The following is a 14,288-nucleotide window of genomic DNA, read 5'->3' on the forward strand; positions in this document are numbered from 1 at the left end:
GGCCTCAGGCGGGCAGCAGGCTTTCGCCGGCGTAGAGCTCCTGCACACTTTCGCGGCGGCGCACTTCGAAAGCCTGGTCACCGTCCACCAGCACCTCGGCGGCACGACCGCGGGTGTTGTAGTTGGAGCTCATGACGAAGCCATAGGCACCGGCTGAACGCACGGCCAGCAGATCGCCTTCGGCCAGGGCCAGTTCACGGTCCTTGGCGAGGAAATCCCCGGTTTCGCAGATCGGCCCGACGATGTCGTATGGACGGCCTTCGCCTGCGCGCGGTTGCACCGGCACCACGTCCATCCAGGCCTGGTACAGCGCCGGGCGGATCAGGTCGTTCATCGCCGCGTCGACGATGGCGAAATCCTTGTGCTCGGTGTGCTTGAGGTATTCCACGCGGGTCAGCAGCACGCCGGCGTTGGCGACGATGGAGCGGCCCGGCTCGAACACCAGGGCCAGGTCGCGGCCCTCGATGCGCTGGCGCACGGCCTGAATGTAGTCGCCGGCCAGCGGTGGCTGCTCGTCGCGGTAGCGCACGCCGAGGCCGCCGCCCAGATCCAGGTGACGAATGTGGATGCCGCGCCCGGCAAGACGGTCGACCAGGCCCAGCAGCCGGTCCAGCGCATCGAGGAAGGGCGGCAGGGTGGTCAGCTGCGAGCCGATATGGCAATCGACGCCGACCACTTCCAGGTTGCTCAGCTCGTTGGCGCGGACATAGACTGCTTCGGCATCGGCGATGGCGATGCCGAACTTGTTTTCCTTGAGCCCGGTGGAAATGTACGGATGGGTGCCGGCATCCACGTCCGGGTTGACCCGCAGCGATACCGGCGCGACGAGATCGAGTTCGGCGGCGACCTGCTGCAGGCGTTCGAGCTCGTCGGTGGATTCGACGTTGAAGCAGTGCACGCCCACTTCCAGCGCGCGGCGCATGTCGTCGCGGGTCTTGCCGACGCCGGAGAAGACGATGCGCTCCGGCTGGCCGCCGGCTGCCAGCACGCGCTCCAGTTCGCCGCGCGAGACGATATCGAAGCCGGCGCCCAGGCGCGCCAGCACGTTGAGCACGCCGAGATTGGAGTTGGCTTTTACCGCGAAGCAGACCAGGTGCGGCATGCCCGACAGTGCGTCGGCATAGGCCCGGTACTGCGCTTCGATGTGCGCGCGGGAATAGACGTAGGTGGGGGTGCCGAAGCGTTGCGCGAGAGCGGACAGTGCCACGCCCTCCGCGAAGAGTTGACCGTCGCGGTACGAGAAGGCCTCCATGGTGATGCCTCCTTACAGTTCGAATCGGTCTTTGGAACGTTCTTTGACGGTGGCCTCGTCATCCGGCAGGTACAGCGGGCCTTTCTGGCCGCAGCCGGTGAGTACGGAACTCAGCACGGCAAGGGCGATAAGAGGAAGCAGCAGACGCTTCATGGGGCGAAATCCTTGAAAAAACGAATGCCGCGAGTATACCCAGCGCTCGGTGGATTGCCTATGTGAGCGGCAGATGAGCGACAGGCCTGATAAGCTCGCCGGCGTATTGCGGCTGCGGGCCGCCCTCTCAGTCAGCAGGAAAACGATCCATGAGCCTTAGCGAAGCGCGCTACCACGACCTTGTCGATGCGGTACAGGAAGAAATCGAAGATGTGTTCGACCACAGCGGTCTGGATGTCGATCTGGAGAACTCCGGTGGCGTGCTGACCGTGCGTTTCGAGAACGGCAGTCAGCTGATCTTCAGTCGCCAGCCGCCGCTGCGCCAGCTCTGGGTTGCCGCGCGCTCGGGCGGCTTCCATTTCGACTATGACGAAACCGCTGCGTTGTGGATCTGCGACGCCAATGACGAGCGTCTGGGCGAGCTGCTGAACCGGGTCGTGCTGGAGCAGGGCGGCGAGGCGCTCGACTTCGAGGAGCTCTGAACGCGACGCCTTCTGCGCAGGCGCTGTGACCTTGTCCCACTTGCTTATTTAATAGGCTGTGATAGGGTCTCGTTCAGGTTTAAAAACCCCGCCTTCGGGCGGGGTTTTTGCTTTTTCCCATCTGACTTAACGCTGGAGCTTGCCAGGACCCATGACCACTGCACCGTCAATCATAATCACCAAACCCGATCTTCAGCGGCTGGAGCGGCTGCTCGATAGCCTGGATGATTACGGTCCGGCCGCCGAAGCGCTTGAGCAGGAGTTGTCCCGTGCCCAGGTGGTCGAGCGTAGCGAGCTGCCCGCCGGTGTGGTGTCGATGAACTCCCGTGTGCATTGCCGCGAGGAAGGTAGCGGCAAGGATTACCACCTGACGCTGGTTTTCCCTCAGGATGCCGGCAAGGAAGGCACCGTATCGGTACTGGCGCCGGTCGGTACTGCACTGTTGGGCATGACCGTAGGTCAGCATATCGACTGGCCGACGCCCGGTGGCAAGGTACTCAAACTGGCCCTGCTGGAAGTCGAATACCAGCCCGAGGCCGCTGGCGATCTCAATCTGTAAGCAGCGCTACGGCACCAGAGATCAGCTGGCCGCCATGGCCTGATTGAGCGCCGCTTCAAGATGGGCCTTGTAGCGCAGGTACTGCACCGTCTGCGAGCGCCCGCCGCCATGCAGCGCCGAAAGGTCCAGATCGGTGATGTAGCAGGGATAGCGCTCGCCCATGTGGCGCTGGGCCAGGATGTAGTGGGCCACGGCGACGAACAGGCCGCTGCCGTATTCCAGGCTGGAAAACTCCTGATGATTGCAATACAGGGTGACCTGCGAGCGGCTCCGCTCGCCGGGTTCGACGATCGCCTGCACATCATGCAGCGGATCGTTCACCTCGATGCGCGGCGGGTTGCGGCGTTCTACCCAGGCAGGGCGCTCGCCAAGGGCCGGCATGATTCGATAGAAGAGTGTTTCCATCGTCGCGATACCGGCTTCGTCCAGCGCCCCCTGTGCGCTGCGGCGATGCTCCATGGATTGCAGGAAGCGCCGTAGCGGCGTCAGCAGGCTCTGCTCGTCACGATAAGGCAGCCGCTGGCGCCACAGTGCGTTGTACTCGTCCAGTACGCTCAGCTCAGCCTGATCACCTTCGATGCGGTAGAAAATCTGCAAACAATCCATTTCGCTCTGTGCCAAGACCAGCGGCAGATCATGGCCGGCCAGCAGGTTGCGATCCAGATGCAGTGGACGGTGACGATGATGGGCTTCGCCCAGATACTCGATCAGTGCGCCGACGTCGTTGAGCTCGATATGACGTATCTGTCCCGACAGCAGTTCGAACACATGGAACTGTTGCCTGACCTGCAGCAGGTAGCGGCTGTCATTCATCTCGCCGAGCGCCTGTTGGCTATCGCGGAGAATGTCTTCCACCCGCCGCGCAATAGCGGGCCCGGTCTGCGGGGAAAAGCAGCGAACCTGCAGTTCGGGGCGGTTGCCTGCGGACAGGCTGACGAGATAGCTGCTCAGGCAGCTGGCCAGTGCCAGCGGGCCGGTGTGATGGCTGACGATCAGTTCGTTCCAGCTGTTTAGCGTGAGCTGGTCGATGCTCAGGACCAGGTTTTCCCGTGGCGTATCGTAGCCGGGCAGGACTGCGTCCCTCGATGCCGGTGCGTGTTTCGGCTTGAACGGGTCGACCCCGGCGTTGATCAGCAGCAGCACCTGGGTGGGCACGGCAGCGGTGAGTAGAGTCTCTTCGCTGACGGCAGGGGGCGGCATTGGCATCGCCTGTCGCAGGCCGCTGAGCAGGGCGAACAGCTCGGTTTCGGACATGCCGCTGTCGCCCGGATGGAGGGAGACATGCGTGGCCCTGCCGATGATGCCATTGAGATGGCACCAGCCCAGCAGGGAGATCAACTCGCGGGTGCGTTTCAGGGGTGAAAAGTTGGCAATTTCCCTGGCATGCAGGCTGCCTTCGTAAAGCGCCCAGGACAGGTCGCCGGCAGCGTCGCAGCCCTGCGCCAGGGTCAGCTGGTCCTCGGCGATGTCTGGCGAGATGCCCAGGTTGATCGCTTCGATCTTGCCGGCCTTGCGCTCGATGGCCGCCTGCAGCCGTCTGCCGAGTACGCCGAGGTCGCGTTCGTCGATGCTGCTGGCGATCTGCTGACAGCGGGCGAATTCGCTGAGAAAGCGGTAGGCATAGGTCAGTTCGTTGACCAGCGCTCGCCGTTCCTGCTCGACCTGGCGGGTCTTCCAGCGCCCGCGCCGATCCAGCTGGAGGAACTGGCGTTCGTCCCAGCTCCAGTCGCGACTCAGGCGTTCGAGCAGGCAGCGCTGCCAGCTTTTCCTGTGCCGGGTCGGTGGCCGGCTCAGAGGCTTGTTGATCTTCAGGTACAGGCAGCGGCGCAGCAGCGCCAGGCGTTCCTGGTCGCCGCGCTCGGCAAGATAGCCCTCGATGCGGCGGTAGGCGGCGATATAGGGATCGAGTTCGTCCAGTTCCAGATGCCCGCGGTAGACGGCCCGCTTGAAGTCCAGGCTGAGGCAGCGCAGCTGCGGATGCTCGCTGGCATAGACTTCGATCAGCAGCAGTTTGAACAGCGACTTGTAAGGGGCTTCGAGCGCCTTGTACAGCTGCCACAGGCCCGCACCGAGGTATTCGCCCGCGGGAATGCTGCCGAGATTGCCCAGGTCCAGCACCTCCTCGGCGCGCACGAAGCGCTTGCTGAGCAGGGTGCGGACGTACTCGTCGTAACGATGCTCCTCGTAGTCGGGCACCAGCCACCAGAGCGGCGTGCGCCCGCCGAGCCAGATGGCGGTGCGGTAGAACTCGTCCAGCAGCAGATAGTGCTGGGTGGTGCCGCAATCCTCGGAGGTCAGCCTTGTCTCGCGCTGGCCCTGGACGAAGCGCTCCGGGTTGATCAGGAAGAAATGCGCTTCGCTGCCCAGGCTCGCGGCCCAGGCCTGCAGCATGTCGCATTTCCTGCGCAGCTCGTCGAGCTGTTGCGGCGACAGCTGCGGGTCGTGGCAGACCCAGACGTCCACATCGCTTTGTTCTTCCTGGGCGATGGTGCCCAGGCTGCCCATGAGGAACAGGCCCTGAATCGGCTGGGATGGCTTGCCACGCTGGGGCTTGTGAGAGAACGAGCGGCTCAGGCGCTGTGCCTCGGCCAGTATCTCGGCGTCCGGTTCGAACTCTGCCAGCCCGGCAGGCACGCTGGCGGAAACATAGCCGGGAAGGATCGGATGGTTGACGTGAAACAGCAGCGGCAACAGCTTGAGTACCGGCTGCTGGCGTGGCGACAGGATTTCCAGTGCCCGCTCCAGGCGCCCCCGGTTGATCGTCAGAAAGCGCGTGCGCAACGTCGCCAGCACCTTGCGGTCGATGCCGTCTTCGAGAATCGGGTGGATTTCAGGGATCATTTCGTACAGGTCGCGGGGGCTTGCACTCGTCATCGGCTAGTGATTGCCGCGCTTGAGGGCGGTGCGACGAGTGGTGTTCAGGCTGCTGCGGCTCAAGGGATCGTGGCGACGACGGCGCGGCGCCGCCACGAACCGGTTCAGGCCTCTACCGTCTCGGCGAGGATGGTCAGCAGCGTCTGTGCCTGCTCAGCCGCATCGCGACCCAGGCTGGTGAGATAGCCGCCGTCGGGCTGGCTGGTCAACCCCTTCTGGTGCAGGCGTTCGAAGGCGGCGATGGTGGATGGGCTGGCGTTGTGGTGAACCTTGAGGCCTTCCTGGAGATTTTCCAGGTTGAACTGGCACAGTACGTCCAGTTCGGCGATTCGCTCGGGGGTATACGACATGCTCGTTCCTCGGGTGGTGGGCGCTGGCCCTGTGTGCTGAGTGTAATCGGAGAAGGTAACCCTGGCTTGATCCACGTCTGGCAGGCTGTTGGGACTTCGGTTATTCAGGCAGCTCGGGCAGGTTGCGCAGCATGCTTTCGTAGGCCTGGGCGTCGAACGGTCGATCATCGGCGAGCATCTGGCGGATCTCCTGCGCCAGCACCAGCGCCATCATGTGCAGGCTCTCCTCGCGCTCGTAGCCGACCAGCGTCAGCTTGTTCAGCGTGGCCTGGGCCACCGCTGGCTCACCGGCTTGCAGCTGGTTCTCGATGGCCTGGATCAGGGTTGATTCGGCGAAGGCTTCGTCATCTTGCGGTTCGGACATGGCGCGGTTCTCGGGTGGCGCGGGATTTTCTTCATCCAGCTGACAAAGGGTGCAGCTGCCGTCATCCGGGCGGCTGGTTTCGATGTAGCGTACCCGTCGATTGCCGCTCTGGCGATTGGCATCGACGCGAAAGCGTGGGCGGTCCGGTTTCGACATGGCAGTTTCCCTTGAGTGATGGTCTTCGGAGCCGTCGCGCAGCACTTCAGTCGATAAAGCTCAGCACCAGGCACAGCAGACCGAATACCGACCATACCAGCGAGAAGATCAGTGGCGTGCGTAGCGAAAACAACAGCGTGCGCTTGTAGCGCTTGCCGCCTGCGGGGCTGTCGCCTTCGCCGAACAACGCCGACTCATTGTTCGGCAGTATGCCGACGTGACCCTCTCGTTGCAGCAGTTCAGCCTGCTTCTGGTGCCAGCGTTCGATGACCTCGAAGTTGGACTTGATGCCCGGCATCGCATGCAGGGAGGTGATCAGGCCCAGCAGTGCCAGCACCGCCGGAACCACCAGGCGGAACAGGTTGCCCCAGTCCGGATTGCTGTTGGCCATCGTCGACGCGAAGGCGATCATCAGGAAGGACTGCGAGGACAGGTAGGCGCTGGTTCGTTCGGCCAGCAAAGATGATTCGAAGTGGATTTCCGAGCGGTAGAAGACCAGGCGCTCCTTGGGCGACTCGAAGAGCTCGCCACCCTGGGTGTCCTGGTTCAGCAACAGTGTACGAAGGTCAGTCATGCCGGTTCCGGTGAGGTTCAATAGAACAAGCGGATTTCGCCAGCCAATGCTTGTAGGTCCCGTGCCTGGCTCTGGAGTTCCGGCACCGGGCTCAGCGGTCTGCCGATAAGTGACGCGAGCTGTCGGGCCGGGTATCGCGGCACTGCCAGAGCAGCACGGCCAGCGCCAGATAGGCCAGCGCCCAGCAGCCGGCGGCGAGCAGCAGCCAGCCTGTCTGTTGCCATCCAAGCAACGCCGGGACGATACGCGCCAGCGCCGCCAGGCTGATCAGCAGCGCCAGCGGGTGAATCCAGCGCCGCGCGGCAGGGTCGCGAAAGCGCTGCACCAGCCGTGTACGCGCCATCACGGCGAAGGTCAGGCTGCCCAGCGCGCCGATGCTCAGGGCATGCAGCGTGGCGGTCGCAGGCAGGCTTGGAAACAGCGCGCTCAGGCCGAGCAGCAGCAGGCCGAGGGTGAGCCAGGCATAGCCGAGCAGCAGTATCAGCAGGTCCATCCGCGTGCGGCAATGCCAGGGCTGCCAGCGCAACAGGCGAATGGCGGTGAGCACGCTGGCGGCAATCAGGATGGCGCCGGCCAAGCGCTGCAGCAGCCACGGCAGCGGGGTGAGCAGCAGCGCGAGGGCCAGCAGAATCAGCACCGCGCCTTCCAGCTGTGGCTGTACGCGGGCCTCCAGCCGTCGCCCTTCGTTCTGCGCATGGCCGGCGAGCGCCGGCGCGATGATCCGCCCGCCCATGAAGAACATCAGGGCGGCGAGCAGCAGCAGCGCCTCGTGCTGCAACAGGCGAACCAGACCCTGATCGAGACTGCTGGCGGTGATGGCGCTGAGCAGTGCGAGCCCGCCGACCACCGGCGCGACGGACTGGTTGCGCCACTTTTTCGCCGCGCCGAGAAAACGCGGCAGCACTTTCCAGGCGAGCCCGGCGGCGAACAGCAGGCCAGCGCCGAGCGCCAGCCAGGAGCCGGGCCAGAACAGCGAGCCGAGCCGCGCCAGCACCCAGCAGCCCAGCAGCGCAAGCGTCAGGCGCAGCGGCTGCGGGCCGAGCAGGTAGCCGGCGATCACCGCCAGGGCGAAGCCGAAGAGCATTTCCTGGGCATGCCCGGCGGGCGTGGCCAGCCCCGGCAGAGCAGGGATCAGGCCGAGCATGGTCAGTACCGAGGCAGGCAGCAGCAGTGCCGCATACAGCGCGGCCACGGGGAAGAACCAGGCGCTGGCGAAGGGCAGACGCGGTTTGCGCGGGTGCATTGCCTCTCCCGAATCAGGCGCGCTTGAACGGCTGCTCAACCTGCAGCGAACGCCGTCAATGCGTCGCCGGCAAGGCGGTAGCCGATCCACTCGTTCTGGGGTTTGGCGCCGATGGAATCGTAGAAGTCGATGGCCGGCTGATTCCAGTCCAGCACCGACCACTCGAAGCGACCGCAGCCGCGCGCCACCGCCAGTCTGGCCAGGTGGCGCAACAGCGCCTTGCCGGCGCCGACGCCGCGCTGCTGCGGGGCGACGTACAGATCCTCCAGATACAGGCCGTGTCTGCCCAGCCAGGTCGAGTAATTGAAGAAATAAACCGCATAGCCGATGGGTTCGCCGTCCAGTTCGCAGATCAAGCCATGGGCGCTACCGCCTTCGGCGAACAGGCTGTTCTCGATACCGGCGACATCGGTCCTGACCTCGTGTTCGGCCTTTTCGTAGATGGCCAGATCGGTGATGAAACGCAGGATCAGTGCGGCGTCTTCGCGTACCGCGGGGCGGATGTTGAGCGACATGGCAGGAGTTCCTGAGAGTTATCGGGCTGGCAGCCTGGCCAGGAAGTCATCGATGGCCTGGCGCGAGTCCAGACGCAGGTAATGGCGATGGGCCGGGGCGTTGCGCATTTCCTCGCCATAACGCTGGCGGTACTTGGCATGGCGCGTCCACGACCAGGCCAGGATCGACTGCTCGGGCTCGAGGCTGAACAGATTGGTCCAGCGCTCGCGGTTGCCGTTCCACAGCACCTGGCGCCTGAACAGGCGCCGCAGCGTGCGCCACGGCACCTGATGCATCACGGTGGGGCGCGGCAGGTCCAGCCAGATCACCATGTCGGCCTGTTCGAGAATCTGCGGGCGAACGGCGGAGTAGTTGCCTTCGACCACCCAGCCATCGCTCTTGATGGCCTCGGCTACGGCCTGCTGGAAGGCGTCGGTCGGCAGTGGCTGCCAGTCGGGCTGGTGATACAGCGCATCCAGCTCGATATGGCGATAACCGAGCCGATGCGCCAGCCGGCGTGACAGCGTGGTCTTGCCGGCACCCGAACAGCCGACCACCGAGATACGGCGACCGGGTGCGATCATCGCGAAGCGAGCAGTGCTTTGCCACGCTCGACGGCGGCGCGCACCTGATTTGGCGCGGTGCCGCCGATATGGTCGCGGGCGTTCACCGAGCCTTCCAGAGTCAGTACGGCGAACACGTCGTCGTCGATCTGGTCGCTGAAGCGGCGCAACTCGTCCAGGCTCATTTCGGCCAGATCCTTACCGCTGTCCACGCCATATTTCACCGCATGGCCGACGATCTCGTGGCAGTCACGGAACGGCAGGCCACGGCGCACCAGGTAGTCGGCCAGATCCGTGGCGGTGGAGAAGCCGCGCAGCGCCGCTTCGCGCATGATCTCGCGCTTCGGGCGGATCGCCGGAACCATGTCGGCGAAGGCGCGCAGCGAGTCGCGCAGGGTGTCGGCGGCGTCGAACAGCGGTTCCTTGTCTTCCTGGTTGTCCTTGTTGTAGGCCAGCGGCTGGCCCTTCATCAGCACCAGCAGGCCGCTCAGCGCGCCGAACACGCGACCGGTCTTGCCACGTACCAGCTCGGGTACGTCGGGGTTCTTCTTCTGCGGCATGATCGAGCTGCCGGTGCAGAAGCGGTCGGGCAGGTCGATGAACTGGAACTGCGCGGAGGTCCACAGCACCAGCTCTTCGGAGAAGCGCGACAGGTGCATCATCGCCAGCGAGGCGGCGGCGCAGAATTCGATGGCGAAGTCGCGATCCGAGACGCCATCCAGGGAATTGCCGGAGATCGCTTCGAAACCCAGCAGTTCGCAGGTGATCTCCCGCTGGATCGGGTAGGTGGTGCCGGCCAGCGCCGCCGAGCCCAGCGGCATGCGGTTGGTGCGCTTGCGGCAGTCGACCAGGCGCTCGTAGTCGCGCGAGAGCATCTCGAACCAGGCCAGCAGGTGATGGCCGAAGGTCACCGGCTGCGCGGTCTGCAGGTGGGTGAAGCCGGGCATGATGGTGTCGGCTTCCGCTTCTGCCAGGCCCAGCAGGCCCTGCTGCAGACGGGTGATTTCGCCGAGGATGAGGTCGATTTCGTCGCGCAGCCACAGGCGGATGTCGGTGGCCACCTGGTCGTTGCGCGAGCGCCCGGTGTGCAGCTTCTTGCCGGTGACGCCGATGCGGTCGGTCAGCCGCGCCTCGATGTTCATGTGCACGTCTTCCAGGTCGACGCGCCAGTCGAAGCGGCCGGCCTCGATCTCGGCCTGGATGTCCTTGAGATTGGCGATGATCTGGTCGCGCTCATCGCTGCTCAGCACGCCGGCCTTTTCCAGCATGGTGGCGTGGGCGATCGAGCCCATGATGTCGTGGCGGTACAGGCGCTTGTCGAACTCGACGGAGGCGGTGAATCGGGCGACGAAGGCGTCGACGGGCTCGCTGAAACGGCCGCCCCAGGACTGGTTGGTCTTGTCGGTGCTCATGAATGCGCTCGCTGAAATCGGGAACTGTAAAAGCGCGGATGATAACAGGGTTGGCGGGTGACCCGGAGGCGCGGCGAACAGTGAGCTGCGCAGCATTTCCGAACTTTGTCGTCAACTCGGTGCGCGGGTGCCTTGCGGTCGTGCCGAGGCCCGCCGACACTGCCGGCATGCAAACAATCCCGCAAAAAACCGCGCGCCCGATGGCTGCGGTGGATGATTTCTTCGTGCCCGAGCTGTGCCAGCCCGAGGCGCTGCTCGGCCTGGTGTTGCTGGCCGAGCTGCTGGTGCTGGTACTGGTGCTGGCCCAGCCGATGCAGCCGGGCTTCGACTGGGTACGGCTGGCGCTGACGTCACTGTTCGTGCAGTGGGTGATGCTGCTTTCGGTCGGGCTTACCTGCCGGCTGCGATCACTGCTGGCCAGGCTGTCGCCCTGGCTGGCCGGGCTCGCCTGCTGCGCGCTGGTGGTGGGCCTGACGCTGGCCTGCACGGCGGTTGCCGATATCTATCAACTGGGCGGGCCGCTGCCGCGCGAGGGCGAGGTGAACCTGTATCTGCGCCATGCGTTGATCGGCCTGATCATGTCGGGCCTGCTGCTGCGTTATTTCTACCTGCAGAGCCAGTGGCGACGTCAGGAACAGGCCGAGTTGCGCGCGCGCATCGAGTCGCTGCAGGCGCGGATTCGCCCGCACTTCCTGTTCAACAGCCTGAACAGCATCGCCAGCCTGGTGGCAACCGATCCGCGACAGGCCGAGCAGGCGGTGCTGGACCTTTCCGATCTGTTTCGCGCCAGTCTGGCCCGGCCCGGTACGTTGGTGCCCTGGCGCGAAGAGCTGGAGTTGTCGCGACGTTACCTGTCCATCGAACACTACCGCCTCGGTGAGCGGTTACAGGTGGAGTGGCAGGTGGATGGCGTGCCGGATGACCTGCCCATTCCGCAACTGACCCTGCAACCGTTGCTGGAAAATGCGCTGATCCACGGCATCCAGCCGCGCATCGAGGGCGGTACGGTTGGCGTGACGGCCTATTATGCCGATGGCGTTTTTCATTTGCAGGTCAGCAATCCCTTCGACGGGACCGCTCAAGCACAGCCTTCCCGGGGCACCCGGCAGGCGCTGCACAATATAGACGCACGACTAACGGCACTTTTCGGCCCTGCGGCGAGTCTCAGCGTGGAGTGGCGTAACGCCCGTTACTACACGTGTCTACGCTATCCATGTGCGACACAAAAGCAGGAAGCCTGATCCATATGAATGTGCTGATTGTCGATGACGAACCTCTGGCACGCGAGCGCCTCGGTCGCCTGGTAGGTGAACTTGACGGCTATCGTGTCCTGGAGCCTTCTGCCAGCAATGGCGAAGAAGCCCTCACCCTGATCGAGGAGCTGCGGCCTGATATCGTTCTGCTGGATATCCGCATGCCGGGCCTCGATGGCCTGCAGGTCGCGGCGAAACTGTGCGAACGTGATGCGCCGCCGGCGGTGATCTTCTGTACCGCCCATGACGAATTTGCCCTTGAAGCGTTCCAGGTCAGTGCGGTCGGCTATCTGGTCAAGCCGGTACGCCCGGAGCATCTGGCCGAGGCGCTGAAAAAGGCCGAGCGCCCGAACCGCGTCCAGCTCGCGGCGCTGACCCGGCCCGCGGCGATTGCCGGCAGCGGCCCGCGCAGCCATATCAGCGCCCGCACGCGCAAGGGCATCGAGCTGATTCCGCTGGCTCAGGTGATCTACTTCATTGCCGATCACAAGTACGTCACCCTGCGGCACGAGAACGGCGAGGTGCTGCTGGATGAGCCACTGAAAGCGCTGGAAGATGAATTTGGCGAGCGTTTCGTGCGCGTTCACCGCAATGCGCTGGTCTACCGCGACCGCATCGAGCGCCTGCAGCGCACCCCGCTTGGCCATTTCCAGCTGTTTCTCAAGGGACTCGAAGGCGAGCCGCTGACCGTCAGTCGCCGACATGTCGCGGGTGTGCGTAAGTTGATGAATACGCTATAGCAGCTCCTGGCTTGAAGCTGCTTCCTTGATTCCTGCCAAACCAGTGACAGGGCCGGGCCTGTTATCATCACCGGCAATTCACTGTTCTGGAATTGTCCATGTCTCGCGAAATCCGCATCGCCACCCGCAAGAGTGCCCTGGCCCTGTGGCAGGCCGAATACGTCAAGGCGCGCCTCGAAGCCGAACACCCCCATGTGACGGTCAGCCTGGTGCCCATGGTCAGCCGTGGCGACAAGCTGCTGGATGCGCCGCTGGCGAAGATCGGCGGCAAGGGCCTGTTCGTCAAGGAGCTGGAAACCGCGTTGCTGGAGAACGAGGCCGATATCGCCGTGCATTCCATGAAGGACGTGCCGATGGAGTTCCCTGAGGGACTCGGCCTGTACTGCATCTGCGAGCGGGAAGACCCGCGCGATGCCTTCGTCTCCAGCAGCTTCGAGGATTTCGCCGCGCTGCCGGCGGGCGCGGTGGTCGGCACCTCCAGCCTGCGCCGTCAGGCCCAGCTGCTGGCGCGGCGTCCGGACCTGAAAATCCAGTTCCTGCGTGGCAACGTCAACACCCGCCTGGCCAAACTGGATGCCGGTGAATATGACGCCATCATCCTCGCCGCCGCCGGGCTGATCCGCCTTGGCTTCGGTGAGCGCATCCGCTCCAGCATCAGCGTCGAGGACAGCCTGCCGGCAGGCGGGCAGGGCGCTGTCGGTATCGAATGCCGTACCGGCGACAGCGAACTGCATCAGTTGCTGGAATGTCTGAATCACCCCGAAACCGCGCTGCGCGTCACCGCCGAACGTGCGCTGAACCGTCATCTGAATGGCGGCTGCCAGGTGCCCATCGCCTGCTATGCCGTGCTCGAAGACGACCAGCTCTGGCTGCGTGGCCTGGTCGGCCAGCCGGATGGCGAGGTGCTGCTGCGTGCCGAGGGCCGGGCGCCCGCCACCGAGGCCGAAGTGCTGGGCGTGCGCATCGCCGAAGAGCTGCTGGCGCAGGGTGCGGGAAAAATCCTTCAGGACATCTACGGCGAGGCCGGCAAGGCGTGAGCGGCTGGCGTCTGCTGCTGACGCGCCCGGCTGAGGAGTGCGCCGCGCTGTCGGCGGCGCTGTCGGCAGAAGGTGTGCAGAGTAGCAGCCTGCCGCTGCTCGCCATCGAAGGGCTGCCGGAAACGCCCGAACAGCGCGCGACCATGCTCGAATTGGATCGCTACTGCGCGGTGGTGGTGGTGAGCAAGCCTGCGGCCAGGCTGGGGTTGGAGCTGCTGGATCGCTACTGGCCACAGCCGCCGCACGCGCAGGTCTGGTTCAGTGTCGGCGGCGCCACCGGCGCGCTGCTGGAAGACTTTGGTCTGGATGCCAGCTGGCCGGTCAGCGGCGACGATAGCGAAGCACTGCTGGCCTTGCCGCGCTTCAACGAGGTGCTGGAGGCCGCAACGGACCCCAGGGTGCTGATCCTGCGTGGTCAGGGCGGTCGCGAGCACCTGGCCGATACCCTCTGCAGCCGGGGCGTCCAGGTAGACAAACTGGAACTCTATCGGCGCTACCTGCCGGAGTATCCGCCCGGAACGCTGATCGAAACCCTGCGCTCGCAGCGACTCAATGCACTGCTGGTCAGCAGCGGCCAGGGGCTGGAGTCGTTGCACGCGCTGGCGGGTTCGGACTGGCCCGAACTTTGTGAGCTACCCTTGTTCGTACCCAGTCCCCGCGTTGCAAAAATGGCTGAAGCGCTGGGCGCGAAAAAAATAGTGGACTGCCGCGGTGCCGGAATCGCGGCTTTGCTGGCGGCGCTGCGGGCAACTCCCGAGCCCGCTTAACGATGCAAAGGATG

At 64.6% G+C, this 14,288-nt stretch carries 16 protein-coding genes; 6 read left to right on the plus strand and 10 right to left on the minus strand.

The window, feature by feature from the left end:
* Positions 1 to 4: 4 nt before the first annotated feature.
* Complete coding sequence (gene lysA, locus G7020_RS04850) at positions 5 to 1,252, minus strand: diaminopimelate decarboxylase (RefSeq protein ID WP_181082807.1); 1,248 nt, start codon at positions 1,250 to 1,252, stop codon at positions 5 to 7.
* Positions 1,253 to 1,264: 12 nt separating this feature from the next.
* Entirely contained in the window at positions 1,265 to 1,405 is a 141-nt protein-coding gene (gene lptM, locus G7020_RS04855) for an LPS translocon maturation chaperone LptM (RefSeq protein ID WP_181082808.1), read from the minus strand.
* A gap of 149 nt (positions 1,406 to 1,554) precedes the next feature.
* On the opposite strand from lptM, the gene cyaY reads away from it, so the two are divergent.
* Positions 1,555 to 1,887: an iron donor protein CyaY gene (cyaY, locus tag G7020_RS04860; RefSeq protein WP_181082809.1), complete on the plus strand. Its 333-nt coding sequence runs from the start codon at positions 1,555 to 1,557 to the stop codon at positions 1,885 to 1,887.
* 151 nt (positions 1,888 to 2,038) lie between these two features.
* Positions 2,039 to 2,446, plus strand: coding sequence for a nucleoside diphosphate kinase regulator (gene rnk, locus G7020_RS04865; RefSeq protein ID WP_181082810.1), 408 nt, complete (start codon positions 2,039 to 2,041; stop codon positions 2,444 to 2,446).
* A gap of 21 nt (positions 2,447 to 2,467) precedes the next feature.
* Here rnk and G7020_RS04870 read toward each other — a convergent pair whose 3' ends face one another.
* From G7020_RS04870 to argH, 8 genes are all read right to left on the minus strand, one after another.
* Positions 2,468 to 5,320 carry a class I adenylate cyclase gene (locus G7020_RS04870; RefSeq protein ID WP_258189247.1) on the minus strand — a complete coding sequence of 951 codons (2,853 nt, stop codon included), beginning with the start codon at positions 5,318 to 5,320 and terminating at the stop codon, positions 2,468 to 2,470.
* Between the two features lie 104 nt (positions 5,321 to 5,424).
* Positions 5,425 to 5,670: a TIGR02647 family protein gene (locus G7020_RS04875; protein WP_181082811.1), complete on the minus strand. Its 246-nt coding sequence runs from the start codon at positions 5,668 to 5,670 to the stop codon at positions 5,425 to 5,427.
* A 100-nt stretch (positions 5,671 to 5,770) separates the two neighbouring features.
* Positions 5,771 to 6,190, minus strand: coding sequence for a hypothetical protein (locus G7020_RS04880; protein WP_181082812.1), 420 nt, complete (start codon positions 6,188 to 6,190; stop codon positions 5,771 to 5,773).
* A gap of 46 nt (positions 6,191 to 6,236) precedes the next feature.
* Positions 6,237 to 6,764: a hypothetical protein gene (locus tag G7020_RS04885; protein WP_181082813.1), complete on the minus strand. Its 528-nt coding sequence runs from the start codon at positions 6,762 to 6,764 to the stop codon at positions 6,237 to 6,239.
* A gap of 91 nt (positions 6,765 to 6,855) precedes the next feature.
* Entirely contained in the window at positions 6,856 to 8,007 is a 1,152-nt protein-coding gene (locus tag G7020_RS04890) for an NnrS family protein (protein WP_181082814.1), read from the minus strand.
* A 35-nt stretch (positions 8,008 to 8,042) separates the two neighbouring features.
* The gene (locus tag G7020_RS04895; RefSeq protein ID WP_181082815.1) at positions 8,043 to 8,522 is read right to left on the minus strand and encodes a GNAT family N-acetyltransferase; all 480 of its coding nucleotides are present in this window, start codon (positions 8,520 to 8,522) and stop codon (positions 8,043 to 8,045) included.
* A gap of 18 nt (positions 8,523 to 8,540) precedes the next feature.
* Complete coding sequence (locus tag G7020_RS04900) at positions 8,541 to 9,086, minus strand: shikimate kinase (RefSeq protein ID WP_181082816.1); 546 nt, start codon at positions 9,084 to 9,086, stop codon at positions 8,541 to 8,543.
* A complete protein-coding gene (argH, locus tag G7020_RS04905; protein WP_181082817.1) occupies positions 9,083 to 10,477 on the minus strand; it encodes an argininosuccinate lyase in 1,395 nt (464 codons plus the stop codon). Before argH ends, G7020_RS04900 begins: the two co-directional genes overlap by 4 nt.
* Before the next feature lie 167 nt (positions 10,478 to 10,644).
* On the opposite strand from argH, the gene G7020_RS04910 reads away from it, so the two are divergent.
* From G7020_RS04910 to G7020_RS04925, 4 genes are all read left to right on the plus strand, one after another.
* Positions 10,645 to 11,718, plus strand: a complete 1,074-nt coding sequence (locus tag G7020_RS04910) for a sensor histidine kinase (RefSeq protein WP_181082818.1) — start codon at positions 10,645 to 10,647, stop codon at positions 11,716 to 11,718.
* A gap of 5 nt (positions 11,719 to 11,723) precedes the next feature.
* Positions 11,724 to 12,470: a LytR/AlgR family response regulator transcription factor gene (locus tag G7020_RS04915; protein ID WP_181082819.1), complete on the plus strand. Its 747-nt coding sequence runs from the start codon at positions 11,724 to 11,726 to the stop codon at positions 12,468 to 12,470.
* A 98-nt stretch (positions 12,471 to 12,568) separates the two neighbouring features.
* Positions 12,569 to 13,507, plus strand: a complete 939-nt coding sequence (hemC, locus tag G7020_RS04920; RefSeq protein WP_181082820.1) for a hydroxymethylbilane synthase — start codon at positions 12,569 to 12,571, stop codon at positions 13,505 to 13,507.
* Entirely contained in the window at positions 13,504 to 14,274 is a 771-nt protein-coding gene (locus G7020_RS04925) for a uroporphyrinogen-III synthase (protein WP_181082821.1), read from the plus strand. The genes hemC and G7020_RS04925 overlap by 4 nt, the downstream gene beginning before the upstream one ends.
* The last annotated feature ends 14 nt before the right edge of the window (positions 14,275 to 14,288 follow it).

Origin of the sequence: Stutzerimonas stutzeri (assembly GCF_013522825.1) — a bacterium.
In the GTDB taxonomy this organism is placed as follows: Bacteria; Pseudomonadota; Gammaproteobacteria; order Pseudomonadales; family Pseudomonadaceae; genus Stutzerimonas; species Stutzerimonas stutzeri_AK.